Raw genomic sequence first — 18082 nt, 5'->3', positions numbered from 1 at the left:
GGCGCCCGGCGGCGCACGCTCGAGCGCCCGGGCGGCCCGGGGCGCCGGCCGCGGCCCGACCGCGGCCATCCTTCGCGTGATGAGCGGTCCCGACAAGGGTGCCGAGTTCCGTCTGCCGGTCGGCAACAGCACGATCGGCCGCATCCCCGGCAACGACGTCGTGCTCAACGACGAGCTCGTCTCCAAACGCCACGTGCGCGTGGAGGTCGGGCCCGGATCGATCGAGATCGTCGACCTCAACTCGGCCAACGGCATCCTGGTCGACGGCGGCCTCCTCTCCCGGGTGCGGCTGGTCACCGGGCAGTCCATCGTGCTCGGCGACACCGAACTGGCGGCGACGCTGGTGGCCGGCGCTCCCGTCGACCAGTCCGTGCAGGTTCTGGAGCGGGGCGGTTCGCTGCGCTTCAACCGTTCGCCGCAGGTCGAGCAGCGCTACCCGGGCCGGGAATTCCCCGCCCCCGCGATCCCGACCGACATCGAGCCGCAGCCGTTCCCGTGGCTGATGGTCATTTCGCCCGCGATCATGGGCATCGTCATGTTCGCGGTCACCCGCAACCCGCTGACCCTCACCTTCGTGGCGATGATGCCGATGATGGCGGTCGGCAGTCACTTCTCCCGCATCCAGGTCTCCAAGAACAAGCTCGCCACCACGGTGACGGCCTTCGAGACCCAGCTCGAAGACATCGAGACCCGGTTCGAAGAGGAGGAGCCGCTGGAGCGCGCGTCCCGGCTGCGCGAGTCCCCGTCGGTCGCCGAGGTCTACGGGGCCGCGATCGAACTGGGCCCGCTGCTCTGGACCCGCCGGCCCGAGCACTGGAACTTCCTCGACCTGCGCCTGGGCCTCGGCAGTATGCCCAGCCGCAACACGATCAACACCAAGGAGAACACCTCCGGCCTGCCGGTCTACCTGCGCATGGTGGACAAGCTGCAGGCGAAGGTCGCGCGGATCAGCGGTGTCCCCGTCGTCGAGAACCTGTTCCTGTCCGGCGCCCTGGGCGTCTGCGGCCCGGCCACGGATGTCGCCGACACGGTTCGGGCGATCACCGTGCAGTACGCGGGCATGCACTCCCCGGCCGAGGTCACGTTCGCGGCCATCCTGAGCCCCCGGTTCACGACCGAGTTCGAGTGGCTGAAGTGGCTGCCGCACACCTCGTCGCCGCAGAGCCGGCTGGCGGGCGTGCACCTGGCCAACAGCGCGGCGCTCGGCACGGCCATCCTGAACGCCCTCGAGGAACTGATCCAGAGTCGCAACTCCCAAAACGGCGGCGACGGCACCTCGCGCGGCTCGCACGAGGAGGGTGAGGCCGCGTCCCAGCGCGGCGCCCACGTCGGCCAAAGAACTCCCGAGTCCTCGTCGGCCACCGACGGCGCCGCCCTCGTGGTTCTGATCGACAACGACGCCCCGGTGGACCGGGCCCGGCTCGCGCAGATGCTCGAAGATGCCGCGGATGCTCGCATCTACCCGATCTGGATGGCCCCGAACGTCGAGGCGCTCCCCGCCGCCTGCCGCACCTTCGTCAACGTGGAGAACGGCCTCGCCCACGCCGAGGTCGGCTTCGTACGGCTGGGGATGACGGTTCCCGATGTGACCATCGAGGGGGTGTCCGTCGAGTACGCGCGCATCCTGGCCCGGCGCCTGGCCCCGATCATCGACGCCGGCGCCGTCATCACCGACGCCAGCGACCTGCCGCGCAGCGTGTCCATGGTGACGCTGATGGGGGAGGAGCTGGCCTCCGAACCCGGCACCGCGATCGAACGCTGGACCCAGAACAGCTCGATCAGCGACCGCTCCGGCGCCGCCCCGGTCCCGCGCAAACGAACCGGCACGCTGCGGGCGATCGTGGGGCAGTCCGCCCTCGACGCCATGCACCTCGACCTGCGCACCCAGGGCCCGCACGCTTTGGTCGGCGGCACCACGGGGTCGGGCAAGTCGGAGTTCCTGCAGGCCTGGGTGCTCGGCATGGCCGCCGAATACAGCCCGGACCGGGTGACCTTCCTGTTCGTGGACTACAAGGGCGGCTCAGCATTCGCGGAATGCACCCGGCTGCCGCACTGCGTCGGCCTGGTCACCGACCTCAGCCCGCACCTGGTGCGTCGCGCGCTGACGAGCCTGCGCGCCGAACTCCACTACCGGGAACACCTGTTCAACCGCAAGAAGGCCAAAGACCTGCTGGAGCTCGAGAAGCGCGGCGACCCGGACTGCCCGCCGGCCCTGGTCCTGGTCATCGACGAGTTCGCCGCGCTCGCCGGCGAAGTGCCCGAGTTCGTCGACGGAGTTGTGGACATCGCCCAGCGCGGCCGGTCCCTCGGCATCCACCTGATCATGGCCACCCAGCGGCCGGCCGGCGTCATCAAGGACAACCTGCGGGCCAACACGAACCTGCGCGTCGCCCTGCGGATGGCCGACGAGTCCGACTCGAAGGATGTCGTCGGCGACCCTATCGCCGGAACCTTCGACCCATCGATCCCCGGCCGGGCCATCGCCAAGACCGGTCCGGGGCGGCTGATCCCGTTCCAGTCCGGCTACGCGGGCGGCTGGACCACGGATGAACCCGACGTGGTCAGCGTGAAGGTCGGCGAGCTCCGGTTCGGCTCGCAGACGCCCTGGGAGGCGCCCGCCCACGAGTCGAACGAGCCGCGCGACCTCGGCCCCAACGACCAGGTGCGGATCGTGAGCAACCTCATCACCGCCGCGGCGCGCGCGGGTATCCCCGCCCCGCGCCGGCCGTGGCTGGACGACCTGCTCCCGGCCTACGACCTGCTCGCCCTGCGGCAGGGGCGGGACTCCATGATCGTGATGGGGGTCAGCGACATCCCCGAGAAGCAGCTGCAGGAGCCGGCCTTCTTCCGGCCGGACAAAGACGGCCACATGGCCATCTACGGAACCGGCGGAACGGGCAAGTCCGCCCTCCTCCGCACGCTGGCCATCTCCGCGGGCGCCAGCCCCGGCAGCGGCGCCGTGAACGTCTACGGGATCGACTTCGGAACCGGCAGCCTCCGCGGCGTCGAGGTCCTGCCCCACGTCGGTTCGATCGTCTCGGGCGACGACCACGAGCGGGTGGGCCGGCTCCTGCTGATGCTCCGGGCCGAACTCGACGCCCGGGCCCTGCGGTTCTCCGAGGTCAACGCCGCCAGCATCGGCGAGTACCGCGAGCTGGCCAAGGCCCCGGGGGAGGCGCGCATCCTGTTCCTGCTCGACGGCTTCGGCACGTTCCGCCAGGAATACGAGACCAGCCTCGCCCGCGGACCGCTCTACAACACCTTCATGCGCATCCTGGGCGAAGGGCGGCCGCTGGGCATCCACGTGGTCATCACGGCCGACCGGTACGGAAGCGTGCCGACCGCGGTCAACGCCAACATCCAGCGCCGGGTGGTGCTCCGCCTGCCCGACGAGTCCTCCTATCAGGTGCTGGATGTGCCCAAGGATGTCCTGAGCGAGCAGTCACCTCCCGGCCGGGCCATCGTCGATGGCTACGAAACCCAGCTGGCGATCATCGGGGGCACGCCGAACGTGGCGGCGCAGACGACGAGCACACAGGCGCTCGCCGCCCGGCTCCGCGCCGCCGGTGTGGCCGAGGCCCCGGTCGTGGGGGCGCTCCCGAAGGAGGTCTCCCTCCGCGAGCTGCCGGCATCCGTCAACGACCTGCCGGTGATCGGCATCTCGGACACGGCGCTGCAGCCGATGGGGTTCGAGCCGATGGGCACCATCGTCATCGGCGGGCCGCCCGTGAGCGGCAAGACCAACACCATCCGGGCCCTGGTGCGAACGATCGCGGCGTGGGACCCGGACGCGAAGTTCTTCCACATCGGCGGGCGTCGGTCGCAACTCGCGACGGACTACCCCTGGATGCGGAGCGCGGTCAAGGTCGACGACGCGGTCGCGCTGGTGAAGGAGCTGATCGAGGCCGTCACCGACGAGGGGGTCACCGACCGGCTGGTCATCGTGATCGAGAACGTGACCCAGTTCGCGGCCTCGCCGTTGGAGAAACCCCTGGTGGAGCTTGCGCAGAAGGTGAACCGCAGCGACCACACGCTCATCACCGACGTCGACATCGCGAACCTCGGCAGCAGCTTCGGTCTCGTCGGCGAGATGAAGGCCGCCCGCAAGGGGATCATCCTGAAACCGGACACGCACGACGGCGAGAGCGTCTTCAAGGTGCCGTTCCCCCGCGTCGCGCGGCACGAGTTCCCCGAGGGCCGCGGCCTCTACGTGCAGAACGGTTCCGTCTACCGCGTTCAGATTCCACTTGTGGCCGATAGCCTCAACGCAGACCGACGAAAGGGCCGATCAAGTCAATGGCACAGATCTGGCTGAACATGCAGGACCTCGCTGAGGTCTCCTCCGGGCTCAAGACGACGATCGACGAGTTCAAGGCCGCCGCCAAGAGCAACGACGATGGCGCGGGCGCGGTCGCGCACCCCGACGACCGCTCGGAACTCTTCGACGTCGTGCACGAGTTCGAGGCCGAGTGGGCGGCCAAGCGGGACAAGCTCAAGGGCGGCCTGGAGGACCTTCAGGAGCGTCTGGACGGCGTCATCGCCGGCTGGACCGCATTCGACCGGGAGGCGGCCAAGAGCATGGGGCACGCCGGCCACGACAACCAGCCCGTCGGAGGGATGAAATGACCCTCACGTCGCCCAGAGGCCACATCCTCCGGATCCTGGAGGGGTCGGCATCCGACGTCGACAGCCGCGGACGCAACCTGGTCGCCCTCGGCGACACCATGGACAGCACCGCCAGGGCGCTGCGGGAGATCAGCGAGGGCACCACCCAGATCGCCGAATCCGTGGACAAGGTGCGCAAGGTGGCCGGGGAGATCAACGGGGATCTGTCCAAGGCGGCAGTGCGCTACCGGATGACGGGGGAGACTCTCAAAGGCTACGCGGCGGCTCTGAAGGCGGCGCAGGACACGATCCACCCCCTGATCGACGACATCGAGACGGCGCACAGTGTGGCCGAGGACCGTCGTGACACGGCGGATTCCGCCTCGAGGGCGCTGAGCGGCCTCGACACCACCTGGCTGTGGGAGACCGAGCCGACACCGCAGGATCGGGCGCAGGCGGTGTCGGCCGATGACGCCGCCGCGAGTTCCGCGCGCAGCGCGGACAACAACCTCGACGGGCTCTGGGACACCTTCGAGAGCGCGTTCAGCGTGTGGGCGGAAGCCTACGACGATGCGGTCGGCGGAATCGACACGGCGATGGACACCGCGGGCAACAACGACACCTGGGTCGAGGACCTGACCAAATTCCTCGACACGATCAGCTCGGTGCTGCTCGTGCTCGCCGTCGTCGCCCTGTTCCTGACCGGGCCCATCGCCCTGTTCGTGATGGCCCTGGTCGTGGTGTTATCCGTCGTGTCCCTGATCGGACACGTGACTCTGGCGGCCACGGGCAACGGCTCCTGGGTCGACGTGGGCCTCGATGTCTTCGGGCTGGTCACCTTCGGAATCGGCGCTGCGGGAGCGAAATCGGTTTCAGCCGTCCTGCGCGGCCCGGAAATGAGGGCCGTCTTCGCCGGGGGACGGGATTCCGTCCAGGTGGGTCTGCGCGCTGCAATGCCGACGAGCAATTGGCGCCTGGTGAATCGCTTCCGGGACGTGCAGGCCTTCGCCGGCTCCCGCTTGCAGACCATTCCGCCGTTCTTCAACAATCCGTGGAACACCCTCCGCGGCGGCAGCGCGAACGTGGGACAGTACATGGGCTTCCGCAACAATATCGACGAGACGTTCGGCCATCTCCCCGAGGTTGCGGAGTGGGTCAGGGGCGCGGGTCGCGAAGGGGTGCCCGTTCTCAGGGAACAGGTGAAGAACGTGGCCCTGTCCGGCGGCGGCACCCTCGTAGCCGCCTACGACAAGATCGCCGGCACATTCGACCAGGGCTACATCTCGTTCAAGAACAGCGTGGTCTCCTGACATGGGCCGACCATCAGGACGCACCTCTCCGCAGGCATCCGCGGCCAGGCCGAAACTCGACAAGGCGCGTGGCGGGTTCATGGCCGGGTCGCTGCTGATGGCCGCGTTCCTGCTGCTGACGGTGCTGAACGGGCTCCTCGCCGGCGGCCACATGGGGCCCGGGGACGGGGAGCGACTGTACCGGGGCGCCATCGAATGGCCGTGGATTCCACTGCCTGCCTGGCTGGTGATCGCCGTCGCCCTCATCGCCCCGGTCTCGGTTGCGATGATGCTGCGCCACTTCACCAGAGACGACCGCCCCCTGCTCGTCTACCTCGTCATGATGACCCTGGTCATCTACGTGATGCTCCCCCTCCTGTACAGCACCATGTACCGTGACCCGACGGGCCTCCCGGTCGGCGTCGACTCCTATGGGGGTTTCGGCTGGCATTGGATCGGCTCGGTGTTTCAGGTGGTGACGCTGTCGATGATCCTGATCCGGGCACTCCTGTTGTCGCTGCAGAAGCCGCGCGCGCTCGAGCCGGCGGAGGTGTCGCTGTGAGCCTCGCCAGCGAGCTCAAGGGCTCCCGTGCCGCCGCCGAGCTCACGTACACGCTCGTCTTCCCGCCCGGATGGGCCGAGTACGGCATCGACCGCGAAGCCGAGGCCCAGCTTGTCCAGAACGCCCGGGACCTCTACCGCGACGGCGGACGGCCGGACATCGCGCTGGACGTTCGCACGCGCATCCACGTGTATTTCGCCCGGGTCCGCAAAATCGGTGCGACGGCCATGTACCTCCCGATCAAACGCGTCGACGACATCGTTCTGCCGGTCTCCATCGTGGCGGTCCCGTTCAGAGCGGCGCCGGGAACCACCCTCGTCTCGGCGGTCGACCGTCTCGCCGGCGGCCGGGCCGAAGCGGTGCAGCTGCCGCAGGGTCCCGCCTGGCGCTGGCAGGAGGAACGAAACCGGGTCGACGGCGAGGAGGGTCTCTCGTCATTACTGATCCACTACCTCGTTCCGGCACCGGGGGAGCGGCCCGGCACGGGCCTCGTGCTCTCCTACGCGATCCTCCATCTCACCGGCGACGAAGGCGACGAGTTCGTGACCGTCCTCGCCGGGCTCTTCGACGCGATAGCAGGGACATTCCGGTGGAAACAGAACTAGCGGGCTACCTCGTCGGGTACGACACCGACGTCTGGATCGACGTTCCCCTGCACTTCCCGGAACAGGACTGGGCGACCCGTGACGACTGGGCCAGGGACGTGGCCGAGCGCACGGGCCGAGAAATGCCCGAACCCGAGACCACCATCGGCCGGTTCTACGAGACGGCCAGGGAGATCGCCGCTTTCAGCGTGCCGGATGCCGCCAAACGGTTCTGGTACTTCCCGGTCGCCGGCTCCTTCCTCTCGGTCGCGCATCTGTACACCGCGTCGCGAGCCGAGCTCGGCGAGGCGAGCCTGGAAGACTGCGCCGGTTCCGCCGAGTCTTCGCTGACCGTCCCCGTCGTCGCCGAGATCGAGTCGGACGGATTCGGCCGGCTGGTGCGTGTGCTCTCCACGACGTCGCTGGAACAGGAAGACGGCTCCAACCGCGTCGTCGGCTGCGCCCGGCTGGTCGGCGAAGCGGCGGGACACGTCTTCCTGCTCGAGGTCATCGATGACAACCTCGGCCGGATCGCCCTGATGCTGGACGGCCTGAAGGCGCTGATGGAAGCCATCCGGATTGTTCCGGCAGAAGAGTCCCAGACCAGATAGCGTTACAGCAGTACTCGATCACTCCTATGGGGGAGTGGGGAACCGATCGAAAGGCTTATCAATGACATTCCACGCCAGCTATGACGCCATGGAGCAGACCGCCGGAGTTCTCGAAAGCGGCGCTGAAGACATCAAGGGCCAGCTGCACTCGCTGCTCGGCAAGGTCGAAGAACTGCTCGGCGAGGGCTTCAAGACCGACCTCGCGTCCGGCAAGTTCGGCGAGGGCTACAACGAACTCAACAACGGTGTGAACACGGCCGTCGCCGGCATCACCGACATGGCCAACGCGCTGCGCTCCATGTCGCAGAAGACCCGCGAGCACGACGCTTCCATGGCCGGAAGCTAGTCACACTCGTCTGAACGAGTAGTTCGAGGGCGGTTTCGCGAGAAGCCGCCCTCGTCACGCACAATCTGGGGGGAATGCGGATGTCGGACGGTGTGCACCTTGACCTGTCGCTGATTTCTGCCGCCGCGTCCAACGCGACCGGCGTCAAGACATCGTTCGCCGAGTCCGCGGACAGCTCGGGTCGCGCCGCGGACGCCTGCGGCCATGTCGGACTGGCCGAGGCCGTGCAGGACTTCGCCGACACCTGGGACGACCGGCGGGCCGGCTACGTCGAGAACCTCGGCCGGCTCGCGAAATCGCTGACGGACATCCACACCTCGTTCCGGGAACTCGACCAGAAACTCTCCGGCTCCACCGAACCCGCACCGATGCAGGCCTGAGCGTGCAGCGACTCGCGGGTGACCCGGCGGTGGTGCTCGAAACCGGTCTGCGCTACGCGGACACGGCGACGGCCATCCGAGCGGCCGTGCGCCAGCTCACGGCGATCGCCAACCCGGATGCCATGCACGGCCTGGCCATCGCCCGGGTGCGTTCAGACGCCGCCGCGCTGGCCGCGGATATCTCCCAGGCCGAGTCCCGCTACAGCGAGACCGGCGACGCCCTCGTCGCGTACGCCGCAGCCCTCGAGGCGGCGCAGGACGACGCCGATCAGGCGATCGCCGAATTCGAGGCCGCCGCCGACGACCTGAACGACGCGGAACGCGTGCAGAGCAGGCTCCGGGTGACCCAGCTCGCCGAAACACTCGCGGACGCGCTGATCGTGACGGCACCGCCGCCGCCACGCACGACTACGGCGGACCTCGCCCGGGTCACCGGTTCGATCTCCGGCCTCTCCGACCGGAAGGATGCCGCCGAGCGCCGCTACCACCAGGCGTGCGAGGACCGCGACCGGGCGGCCGTGAACGCCCGCAACCGCATCGTCGACGTCGTCGCCGGCAGCGACCTCAACGACTCCATCTGGGACGACATCAGCGGGTTCCTCACCGCGGTCGCCGACTTCATCGGCCAGGCCATCGACGTCATCGTCTCGGTGCTCGCCGCCATCGTGCTCGCCGTCCTGGCGCTGGTCGCCGCGGTGATCCTGCTCATCGCCGCGGTCGTCGCATTCGGCCTCGCCGTACTCGCGCTCGTTGCCGCCGCCGCCATCGCGCTGGCCGTGATCGCGGTCGCCCTCGCGCTGGCGGTGGCGGTCGCCGTCGTCCTGGTCCTGGCCGCGGCGATCGTCGCGGCCACCGCAATCGCGCTCGCCCTCGCGGTGATCGTCGCGGCAGCCGTCGTGCTGACCGTGGTGCTGGCCCATCTGGCCATTTTCCTGGCCGCTACCGTCTACCTGGCCACCGCCTTGATCCTGCAGGGTGGCGATCCGCTGGACTCGCTCGTGCAGTCGGCCATCGTCGCGCTGATGGCGACGGTTCCCGTGGCCTGGTTGCTCGTCGGCGCCGCCGGCTGGGGGGAACGAGCCGAGCCGAAGCGCGTCGCCCACCGAGACGCGAAGCTCGTGGCCCACGCCAGCTTCGAGACCATGTTCCAGGACCTGATGGACATCGATGACGCAGGGCACACGAACGACGAGAAGGACACCAACCAGGAATCCGTCGTCAGAATCACCACCATCACGGGCCCGAACGGTGAACTGATCTACAAGATCGCCGTGCCCAGCACGCAGCAGTGGCTACCGGGCGGCACCAGCGCCAACGACGGCGCGAGCGACGCCGCCGCCAAGATGGTCCTCGGGCAGCGCACGCAACTCGAGAAAGCGGTAATGGACGCGATGAAGCAGCAGGAGATCCCCGACGGCGCACACGTCATGCTCACCGGTTGGAGCCTCGGCGGGATCACGGCCGGCAACCTGGCCGCCGACCCCGTGTTCAGCCGCACCTACAAGGTCGACGCCCTGGTGACCGCCGGCGCCTCGCTCGACGACATGCCGATCCCGCTGCACACGAAGGTACTCGATGTGAGCCACCTGACCGATCCGGTCCCGCGCACCGAGAACCCCTTTCTGGCCGACCACAGCAACGACGGTAACCGGTACAAGATCGATGTTCCCGCCCCGGGCGGGGCCGGCGAAGACCTGGGACACAACCCAGAAAAATATCAGGAGACGTTCAGAACTCATGTCGACAAGGCAACCGGGGGTGCCGTCCTCGATTTCAAGGCGGCCGGCGGCTCAGACAGCAGTGTGGGCATCGCCGATTACTTCGGCGACGCGGTCGACGGCGACGACTATTCCTACACACGTGGCTGAGCGGGCGAGATGGCGTCGCTTGACTGTGCTCGCGGCGGCCGTCTCCGTCACCCTGGCCCTCGCTGCCTGTGCCCCCCAGCCTTCCCCATCGTCACAATCCGCGCCACCGGAGGCAAACATGAACACGGAGCAGGTCACCGAATCGCTGAAAGCCATTGACGGGGTTGAAGACGCCACGGTTACGGTTGCGTTGAACGGATTTCCGGGCAACTACCGGTCGACGACGAGGCTCACAGTCACCGCCGAGGGCGACGCGGCCCTGGGCGAGGTCCTCCGCCAGACGGCATCCGTCATCTGGGCTGAATACGGCACACAATTACCCCAGTACCGTTTCGCCGTCGAGGCTCCCTGGCCCGGCGGTCCCCAACCCCTCCAGCTGGTAGTCCTCAGGGACCGCCAGGCGGAGTTCGGTTTCACCCAGGGGAAGTACCTCGGCACCCACCTCATCCTCACCAGGGAGGAGCTGGCCGCGATGTTCGGCGCTGCGGAATGAGTGCGAGCCCGCAGCATCCGTCGCTCCAATTCGAGCTCCCGGGTGCCTGGTGGCGAATCCCGGTCGACTCGATTGACTCGGCCGCCGCGTCCGTCAAGAAACTCGTCGCGCACAAGTTCGGACGCAACTCCAGCGAGGCGACGTTTCGCGCGCAGCAGCGCAAAGCCATGTCGGCAGCGGTGACGCACGCGATCGAGGGCGGGGCGACCGAGTTCCACGTGTCCCTCAAGCTCGACAAGCGGATCACCTTCGCGTCCACGCTGACCGTCTACCGGCCGGCGCTCACCTTCCCCGGCCAGAGCACCGAGCCGCCCGTCATCATGGATGCCCTGGCGCTGGGCCTGGTACGCGGCGACGGGTCTGACCGGGAGGACGGCGCGGATCACTGGGCCGTCCTCGAGGGCGAGGGCGCGATCCTGTTCGAGAAGGGCCGGTCGTACGTGCTGCGGCGCACCAGCGATCACGAGCAGCCGGGCCGCGGTCCCGACGTCGAGTCCTATACCGCCATCAAGGCCGACTACTGGATCACGGTGCCGGGCGCGAGCGCCGTGCTCCTGGTGACTTTCTCGTCGCCCCTCGCCGAGCTCGGCCCCCTGCTGGTGGAGCTCTACGATGCGATCATCGACTCCGCGGTCTGGACCGGGCTGCCGGAGGCTCCCGCCGCCGGGAACCTGGCCGACGAACTCCGCACGAAGGCCCGCCCCTGAGCGTTCCCGGGGCGCTGACGGATGCCCCCAAAACTGGTCAGCCGTTCGGCGAGGCAATCGAGTACCCTTAATACTCATGGACGGTTCCATCGAGTCACGCGTGGACCACGAGGTCGACGACTGGCTGAATTGGCTGCCCCGCTGGCGCCCGGGCACACACCGAGGTCGCGCCCGCCTCTGCCGCACCTGCTTCGGGTCGCCCATCATCGGTGCCGCCGGCCTCACCACGGATGTCCCGCACGCCGTGCAGCACGCGCTGTCCATGCGCATCAAGCGCGTGATCGACGCGGACGTCGACGAGTACACCGAGGCGCACCTGCCGCTGCTCCGCCGCGAGATCCACCTCAACGAGCAACGCAAGGCCGCCGCGAGCTACCAGCCGACCGAAGGCCTGGACCCGGCCTACACGGGGCTCGACCTGGATCCGCCCGCCACGCCCGACGCCCCCTACCTCTTCACCTTCGCTGACCTCGCCCGGCCCGAAGAGCCCTCGGCCGCGCCAGTCGCCCCACCGCCGCTGAGCGTCGAGGAGAAGGCCGCCATCCGTGCCGAACTCAAACTCGCCGACGAGCACGCGGCCCTGGTCGGCCGAAAGGTTTGCGCGGAGCTGTCCCGGCACCAGGCGCGGATGCGCCGGGCAGTCTCCGACTTCGTCGAACCCTGGGTGCTGGCCCTGCTGGCAGACCTCGACACCGCCCTCGATTCACCGCTCTGGCCGCGCGGCATCTGAACAACACCTGAACGAACCCCCCGGACGTGGTAATCCATTTGACCGGGCTGCCACCGTCAAGTTAGTATTTCGGGGTGTGCGCTTTGTCGTGCGCTTGAGTTATGCCACCGCGATTTTGTCGTGCTGCACCTTAGGCGCCGCGACCGGGCACTCACTCAGGGTTTGTTCTCCGAGCAGCCCCCACGGCATACCCACCTGAACAAGCGGACTCGTCTGCGTGCCTCGGTGGGTCCAGATGAACTCGATCCAGGCGGCAACGTGCAGGGTCGAATGCTAATCACAAAGCTGTCACCGTGCAGCAATAACGAGGAGTAATTAGTGCCCACCATTCAGCAGTTGGTCAGAAAGGGACGCAGCCCCAAGGTCACCAAGACCAAGGCTCCCGCCCTGAAGTCCAACCCCCAGCAGCGCGGCGTTTGCACCCGCGTCTACACGACGACCCCGAAGAAGCCGAACTCGGCTCTCCGCAAGGTCGCCCGCGTCAAGCTGTCGAACGGTACCGAGATCACCGCCTACATCCCCGGCGAGGGTCACAACCTGCAGGAGCACTCGATGGTGCTCGTCCGCGGCGGTCGCGTCAAGGACCTTCCCGGTGTTCGATACAAGATCGTTCGTGGCGCACTGGACACCCAGGCCGTCAAGAACCGCAAGCAGGCTCGTAGCCGCTACGGCGCCAAGATGGAGAAGAAGTAATGCCTCGTAAAGGCCCAGCGCCCAAGCGTCCCGTTATCGCTGACCCGGTATACGGCGCCCCCATCGTCTCCCAGCTCGTCAACAAGATCCTCCTCGACGGCAAAAAGGGCCTCGCCGAGCGCATCGTTTACGATGCACTCGAAGGCGTCGTTGCCAAGAACGGTGCGGATGCTGTCGTCACGCTGAAGAAGGCACTCGACAACGTTCGTCCCACCCTTGAGGTGCGTTCGCGCCGCGTGGGTGGTTCCACCTACCAGGTGCCCGTCGAAGTCAAGCCGCACCGCGCCAACACCCTGGCCCTCCGATGGTTGACCAGCTACGCCAAGGCTCGTCGCGAGAAGACCATGACCGAGCGTCTCACCAACGAAATCCTCGATGCATCCAACGGCCTCGGTGCCGCTGTGAAGCGCCGCGAGGACACGCACAAGATGGCCGAGGCGAACAAGGCCTTCGCTCACTACCGCTGGTAGTCGCGTTCCGGAGTCCGGGCTTGTCGGGATCAGATCTCGACGGGCCCGGATACCGGATGCCCTGTTTCGCACCACGCACCATAAGCAAACTTCCGGAGGACCCCCGTGGCACTTGACGTGCTCACCGACCTGAGTAAGGTCCGCAACATCGGCATCATGGCTCACATTGATGCTGGCAAGACCACCGTCACTGAGCGCATCCTGTACTACACGGGTGTCAATCACAAGATCGGCGAGACGCACGACGGCGCCTCGACCATGGACTGGATGGCGCAGGAGCAGGAACGTGGCATCACCATCACGTCTGCCGCGACGACCTGTTTCTGGGCTGAAAACCAGATCAACATCATCGACACCCCCGGCCACGTCGACTTCACCGTTGAGGTGGAGCGTTCGCTCCGCGTCCTCGACGGCGCCGTCGCAGTGTTCGACGGCAAGGAGGGCGTTGAGCCCCAGTCCGAGACCGTCTGGCGTCAGGCCGACAAGTACGACGTGCCCCGCATCTGCTTCGTCAACAAGATGGACAAGCTCGGCGCCGACTTCTTCTACACCGTCGACACGATCGTCAAGCGCCTCGGCGCGAAGCCGCTCGTCCTCCAGCTGCCGATCGGCGCCGAGAACACCTTCGAAGGTGTTGTCGACCTCGTCGAGATGCGTGCACTGACCTGGCGCGGCGACTCCAAGGGTGACGTCGAGATGGGCTCCAAGTACGCTATCGAAGAGATCCCGGCCGACCTCGTCGACCAGGCTGCGGTCTACCGCAAGCTGCTCCTCGAGACCGTTGCCGAGACCGACGACGACCTGATGGAGAAGTACTTCTCCGGCGAGGAACTCACGGTCTCCGAGATCAAGCACGCGATCCGCAAGCTCACCGTCTCCAGCGAGATCTACCCGGTCCTCTGTGGCTCGGCGTTCAAGAACCGCGGCGTTCAGCCGATGCTCGACGCCGTCATCGACTACCTCCCCACCCCGCTCGACGTGCCGGCCATCGAGGCCCACGACCCGCGCGATGAGGAAAAGGTCATCATGCGCCACCCGGATGCGACGGAGCCGTTCACGGCCCTCGCGTTCAAGGTTGCCGTTCACCCGTTCTTCGGTCGTCTGACCTATGTGCGCGTGTACTCCGGTCACCTTGACTCCGGTGCCCAGGTCATCAACTCGACCAAGGGCAAGAAGGAGCGCATCGGCAAGATCTTCCAGATGCACGCCAACAAGGAGAACCCTGTGGCCTTCGTGACCGCCGGTCACATCTACGCGGTCATCGGCCTCAAGGACACGACCACGGGTGACACCCTGTGCGACCCGAACGCGCAGGTCGTGCTCGAGTCGATGACGTTCCCTGACCCGGTCATCGAGGTTGCGATCGAGCCGAAGACCAAGCAGGACCAGGAAAAGCTGGGTCTCGCGATCCAGAAGCTGGCCGAAGAAGACCCGACCTTCCGCACCGAGCAGAACCAGGAAACTGGTCAGACGGTCATCAAGGGAATGGGCGAGCTCCACCTGGACATCCTCGTCGACCGGATGCGGCGTGAATTCAACGTCGAAGCCAACGTCGGCAAGCCCCAGGTCGCCTACCGCGAGACGATCCGTCGCGCGGTCGAGCGTCACGACTACACGCACAAGAAGCAGACCGGTGGATCCGGGCAGTTCGCGAAGATTCAGATCGCGATCGAGCCGCTCGAGATCACTGCCGATAAGAGCTACGAGTTCGTCAACAAGGTCACGGGTGGCCGCATCCCCCGGGAGTACATCCCCTCGGTGGACGCAGGAATCCAGGATGCGCTGCACGTTGGCGTCCTGGCCGGCTACCCGATGGTGGGCGTCAAGGCAAGCCTGCTTGACGGCGCCGCGCACGACGTCGACTCCTCGGAGATGGCGTTCAAGATCGCCGGCTCGATGGGCTTCAAGGAAGCCGTTCGTAAGGCTGATCCCGTTCTGCTCGAGCCGCTGATGGCCGTCGAGGTACGTACGCCCGAGGAATACATGGGCGACGTCATCGGCGACCTGAACTCGCGTCGTGGACAGATCCAGACCATGGAGGACGCTCAGGGCGTGAAGGTAATTCGCGCCAACGTGCCGCTGTCGGAGATGTTCGGATACATCGGTGACCTGAGGTCGAAGACCTCTGGCCGCGCCGTGTACTCGATGACCTTCGAGAGCTATGCGGAGGTCCCCCGGGCTGTGGCCGAAGAGATCATTCAGAAGAACAAGGGCGAATAGCCCGGGGCCTTCGGGCCTTTCAGGGCCCCATGGCCCGAATCGCTTCGGCCTCCCGGCCCGAGTAACATAAGTACACAAATCCAGCAGTTTCACCGCCCGCATCCAGCGGGCGGTGAAGCCGAGAGTCCTGAGGAGGACCCACAGTGGCCAAGGCCAAGTTCGAGCGGACCAAGCCGCACGTAAACATCGGAACGATCGGTCACGTTGACCACGGAAAGACCACGCTGACTGCAGCGATCTCCAAGGTCCTCGCCGACACGTACCCGTCCAAGACAAACGTTCAGCGCGACTTCGCGTCGATCGACTCTGCTCCGGAAGAACGCCAGCGCGGCATCACGATCAACATCTCGCACGTTGAGTACGAGACCGAAAAGCGTCACTATGCGCACGTTGACGCACCGGGCCACGCTGACTACATCAAGAACATGATCACCGGTGCTGCTCAGATGGACGGCGCGATCCTCGTGGTTGCCGCTACTGACGGCCCGATGGCTCAGACCCGTGAGCACGTTCTGCTCGCGAAGCAGGTCGGCGTGCCGTCCCTGCTCGTCGCGCTGAACAAGTCCGACATGGTTGACGACGAAGAGATCCTTGAGCTCGTTGAGCTCGAGGTTCGCGAACTCCTCACCGCCCAGGGCTTCGACGGCGACAACGCTCCCGTCGTGCGCGTCTCCGCACTCAAGGCGCTTGAAGGCGACGAGAAGTGGGTCGGCAACATCCTTGAGCTGATGAAGGCTGTCGACGACTACTTCCCGGAGCCCGTCCGCGACAAGGACAAGCCCTTCCTGATGCCGATCGAGGACGTCTTCACGATCACCGGTCGTGGAACCGTCGTCACCGGCCGCGCCGAGCGTGGAACCCTCAAGATCAACTCCGAGGTCGAGGTTGTCGGCATCCGCCCGACCATCAAGACCACGGTCACTGGTATCGAGATGTTCCACAAGCAGCTCGACGAGGCATGGGCCGGCGAGAACTGTGGTCTTCTTCTTCGTGGCACCAAGCGCGAAGACGTCGAGCGCGGCCAGGTTGTCGTCAAGCCGGGTTCGGTCACGCCGCACACCGACTTCGAGGGCACCGCGTACATCCTGTCAAAGGATGAGGGTGGGCGTCACAACCCGTTCTACGCGAACTACCGCCCGCAGTTCTACTTCCGCACCACGGACGTCACCGGCGTCATCACGCTGCCTGAGGGCACCGAGATGGTCATGCCCGGCGACACCACCGACATGAACGTCGCGCTGATCCAGCCGATCGCCATGGAAGAGGGCCTCGGCTTCGCCATTCGTGAAGGTGGCCGCACCGTCGGTGCCGGAACGGTGACCAAGATCATCAAGTAGTTCCCTTCAAGAAACGGGGTCGGCCCTTCGGGGGCCGGCCCCTTTTTTGTACCCGTTTCGTGCGGGGAGCCGGAGTACTTTGGATACGGCTGCGCCGCACAGCCGGAGAAGGAGAAGACCATGGGCTTGGACGACATCACCAAGAAGGCCAAAGCGTTCCTGAATGACAACAGGGTCAAGGACGCGCTGACAAGCGAGCAGGCCGAGGAAATGAGCGACAAGGTGCTCGGAGCCACCGCCGATGCGGCCAACAAGGTCACCGGCGGCAAATACGAGGAGCAGATCGAGGGCGCGCGCACCTCCGCCGACGACAAGATCGGCACCGACGACAAGCCCCCCGCCACCTAACGCCCTCTCTCGGGCCCTCGGCCCGTAGTTCCCGTTCCGGTCGAGAGTGACCGCCGCAGCGGTCACTCTCGACCGGAACGGGAACTGTCGTACCGGCATCCGGGAGAAGATGACTCCTCCCGGCCCCTCGACGTGGGCTGGAGCACACAGTTCCGGCGCAACACGCCTCGGACGGTGGCTGTCGTCTCGATCCTGATCGGATGAGACACAACGACATCACCAATCGATCCGGCCTCGTTCTGGTCAGGGACATCGTAGGCATCGAACAGGACGACAGGACCCTGAGGCGCGACCATGCGGTGGGCGCCAGGGAGCGCATCCGTCGCGGAGCCTATGTCGATGACGCGCTTTGGGCGTCCATGACCCCAGCCGATCGATACCGCGCGCGAATCCTGGCGGCGGTTCGCACCCGGCGACGGATGCCCGTGGTGGCTTTCGACTCGGCGGCCGCGCTGTGGGGCTATCCGAGGGCCAGCGCCTGGCCCGGCGTCGTACACCTGATCGTCAACCCGGAGTCGGCCGCACGGAGCAAGAACGGGGTCACGATTCAGCGTGAGGGGCTGGAAGCGGGGGACGTCGTCGAAATGGAAGGCATTCTGGTGACAAGTCCCCAGCGAACGCTGGTGGATCTCGCCCGCGCGGCGCAATTCCGGGACAGCGTGGCGGCGATCGACTGTGCTCTCAATCCTGAGCGGAGCACGAACTACAATCAAGTCACGAAAGACCAGCTCCTAGATGAGTGAGTCCTAATGGTCGTAGGCGATGAGGGATCGTTTGTTGGGTGTTCCGAGGAGCCAGTTGTGCCAGATTCCGGCGGCGAGGGCGAGTAGTCGGCCGGC

18 protein-coding genes and 1 pseudogene are annotated in these 18082 nt (G+C 66.6%); 18 read left to right on the top strand and 1 reads right to left on the bottom strand.

The window, feature by feature from the left end; genetic code table 11:
* Positions 1-79: 79 nt before the first annotated feature.
* The 18 genes from E3T24_RS00800 to E3T24_RS00715 all read left to right on the top strand — a co-directional run bounded on the left by E3T24_RS00800 (position 80) and on the right by E3T24_RS00715 (position 17986).
* On the top strand, positions 80-4315 hold the full coding sequence (locus tag E3T24_RS00800) for an FtsK/SpoIIIE domain-containing protein (protein ID WP_241978578.1): 4236 nt from the start codon (positions 80-82) through the stop codon (positions 4313-4315).
* Positions 4297-4626: a hypothetical protein gene (locus E3T24_RS00795; RefSeq protein ID WP_134365600.1), complete on the top strand. Its 330-nt coding sequence runs from the start codon at positions 4297-4299 to the stop codon at positions 4624-4626. The genes E3T24_RS00800 and E3T24_RS00795 overlap by 19 nt, the downstream gene beginning before the upstream one ends.
* The gene (locus E3T24_RS00790; RefSeq protein WP_134365601.1) at positions 4623-5915 is read left to right on the top strand and encodes a hypothetical protein; all 1293 of its coding nucleotides are present in this window, start codon (positions 4623-4625) and stop codon (positions 5913-5915) included. Before E3T24_RS00795 ends, E3T24_RS00790 begins: the two co-directional genes overlap by 4 nt.
* A gap of 1 nt (position 5916) precedes the next feature.
* Positions 5917-6456 carry a hypothetical protein gene (locus E3T24_RS00785; protein ID WP_134434175.1) on the top strand — a complete coding sequence of 180 codons (540 nt, stop codon included), beginning with the start codon at positions 5917-5919 and terminating at the stop codon, positions 6454-6456.
* On the top strand, positions 6453-7061 hold the full coding sequence (locus E3T24_RS00780; protein WP_134365603.1) for a hypothetical protein: 609 nt from the start codon (positions 6453-6455) through the stop codon (positions 7059-7061). The genes E3T24_RS00785 and E3T24_RS00780 overlap by 4 nt, the downstream gene beginning before the upstream one ends.
* Positions 7046-7651, top strand: coding sequence for a hypothetical protein (locus E3T24_RS00775; protein WP_134365604.1), 606 nt, complete (start codon positions 7046-7048; stop codon positions 7649-7651). Before E3T24_RS00780 ends, E3T24_RS00775 begins: the two co-directional genes overlap by 16 nt.
* Before the next feature lie 61 nt (positions 7652-7712).
* Positions 7713-7997 (top strand): WXG100 family type VII secretion target, encoded by a 285-nt coding sequence (locus tag E3T24_RS00770; protein WP_241976092.1) that lies wholly within the window; start codon positions 7713-7715, stop codon positions 7995-7997.
* 80 nt (positions 7998-8077) lie between these two features.
* Positions 8078-8377 carry a hypothetical protein gene (locus tag E3T24_RS00765; protein ID WP_134365605.1) on the top strand — a complete coding sequence of 100 codons (300 nt, stop codon included), beginning with the start codon at positions 8078-8080 and terminating at the stop codon, positions 8375-8377.
* Positions 8378-8379: 2 nt separating this feature from the next.
* Positions 8380-10245 (top strand): hypothetical protein, encoded by a 1866-nt coding sequence (locus E3T24_RS00760; RefSeq protein ID WP_134405177.1) that lies wholly within the window; start codon positions 8380-8382, stop codon positions 10243-10245.
* 118 nt (positions 10246-10363) lie between these two features.
* Positions 10364-10738 carry a hypothetical protein gene (locus tag E3T24_RS00755; protein ID WP_134365607.1) on the top strand — a complete coding sequence of 125 codons (375 nt, stop codon included), beginning with the start codon at positions 10364-10366 and terminating at the stop codon, positions 10736-10738.
* Positions 10735-11445, top strand: coding sequence for a hypothetical protein (locus tag E3T24_RS00750; RefSeq protein ID WP_134403073.1), 711 nt, complete (start codon positions 10735-10737; stop codon positions 11443-11445). Before E3T24_RS00755 ends, E3T24_RS00750 begins: the two co-directional genes overlap by 4 nt.
* 76 nt (positions 11446-11521) lie before the next feature.
* Positions 11522-12175 (top strand): spermidine/putrescine ABC transporter substrate-binding protein, encoded by a 654-nt coding sequence (locus E3T24_RS00745; protein ID WP_134365609.1) that lies wholly within the window; start codon positions 11522-11524, stop codon positions 12173-12175.
* 318 nt (positions 12176-12493) lie between these two features.
* Complete coding sequence (gene rpsL / locus E3T24_RS00740; RefSeq protein ID WP_134365610.1) at positions 12494-12868, top strand: 30S ribosomal protein S12; 375 nt, start codon at positions 12494-12496, stop codon at positions 12866-12868.
* Positions 12868-13338, top strand: a complete 471-nt coding sequence (gene rpsG / locus E3T24_RS00735) for a 30S ribosomal protein S7 (RefSeq protein WP_066597688.1) — start codon at positions 12868-12870, stop codon at positions 13336-13338. Before rpsL ends, rpsG begins: the two co-directional genes overlap by 1 nt.
* 105 nt (positions 13339-13443) lie before the next feature.
* A complete protein-coding gene (gene fusA / locus E3T24_RS00730; protein ID WP_134365611.1) occupies positions 13444-15558 on the top strand; it encodes an elongation factor G in 2115 nt (704 codons plus the stop codon).
* A 143-nt stretch (positions 15559-15701) separates the two neighbouring features.
* Positions 15702-16895, top strand: coding sequence for an elongation factor Tu (gene tuf, locus E3T24_RS00725; RefSeq protein WP_134363317.1), 1194 nt, complete (start codon positions 15702-15704; stop codon positions 16893-16895).
* Between the two features lie 120 nt (positions 16896-17015).
* Complete coding sequence (locus tag E3T24_RS00720; protein WP_134365612.1) at positions 17016-17243, top strand: Rv0909 family putative TA system antitoxin; 228 nt, start codon at positions 17016-17018, stop codon at positions 17241-17243.
* 200 nt (positions 17244-17443) lie between these two features.
* Positions 17444-17986: a hypothetical protein gene (locus tag E3T24_RS00715; protein ID WP_134434174.1), complete on the top strand. Its 543-nt coding sequence runs from the start codon at positions 17444-17446 to the stop codon at positions 17984-17986.
* Between the two features lie 3 nt (positions 17987-17989).
* Here the strand turns inward: E3T24_RS00715 and E3T24_RS00710 are convergent.
* Positions 17990-18082: pseudogene (locus E3T24_RS00710) on the bottom strand (IS982 family transposase); the annotation flags it as partial.

It is taken from the genome of Cryobacterium sp. TmT2-59, assembly GCF_004403545.1.
Classification (GTDB): domain Bacteria; phylum Actinomycetota; class Actinomycetes; order Actinomycetales; family Microbacteriaceae; genus Cryobacterium; species Cryobacterium shii.
The sequence above is the reverse complement of the archived record's forward strand: the minus strand, read 5'-3'. Positions and strand labels throughout refer to the sequence as shown.

Coding starts and splice junctions, on each gene's coding strand:
- E3T24_RS00800 (WP_241978578.1), top strand. CDS start 80: ATGAGCGGTCCCGACAAGGGTGCCGAGTTCCGTCTGCCGGTCGGCAAC.
- E3T24_RS00795 (WP_134365600.1), top strand. CDS start 4,297: ATGGCACAGATCTGGCTGAACATGCAGGACCTCGCTGAGGTCTCCTCC.
- E3T24_RS00790 (WP_134365601.1), top strand. CDS start 4,623: ATGACCCTCACGTCGCCCAGAGGCCACATCCTCCGGATCCTGGAGGGG.
- E3T24_RS00785 (WP_134434175.1), top strand. CDS start 5,917: ATGGGCCGACCATCAGGACGCACCTCTCCGCAGGCATCCGCGGCCAGG.
- E3T24_RS00770 (WP_241976092.1), top strand. CDS start 7,713: ATGACATTCCACGCCAGCTATGACGCCATGGAGCAGACCGCCGGAGTT.
- E3T24_RS00765 (WP_134365605.1), top strand. CDS start 8,078: ATGTCGGACGGTGTGCACCTTGACCTGTCGCTGATTTCTGCCGCCGCG.
- E3T24_RS00755 (WP_134365607.1), top strand. CDS start 10,364: ATGAACACGGAGCAGGTCACCGAATCGCTGAAAGCCATTGACGGGGTT.
- E3T24_RS00750 (WP_134403073.1), top strand. CDS start 10,735: ATGAGTGCGAGCCCGCAGCATCCGTCGCTCCAATTCGAGCTCCCGGGT.
- E3T24_RS00745 (WP_134365609.1), top strand. CDS start 11,522: ATGGACGGTTCCATCGAGTCACGCGTGGACCACGAGGTCGACGACTGG.
- rpsG (WP_066597688.1), top strand. CDS start 12,868: ATGCCTCGTAAAGGCCCAGCGCCCAAGCGTCCCGTTATCGCTGACCCG.
- E3T24_RS00720 (WP_134365612.1), top strand. CDS start 17,016: ATGGGCTTGGACGACATCACCAAGAAGGCCAAAGCGTTCCTGAATGAC.
- E3T24_RS00715 (WP_134434174.1), top strand. CDS start 17,444: ATGAGACACAACGACATCACCAATCGATCCGGCCTCGTTCTGGTCAGG.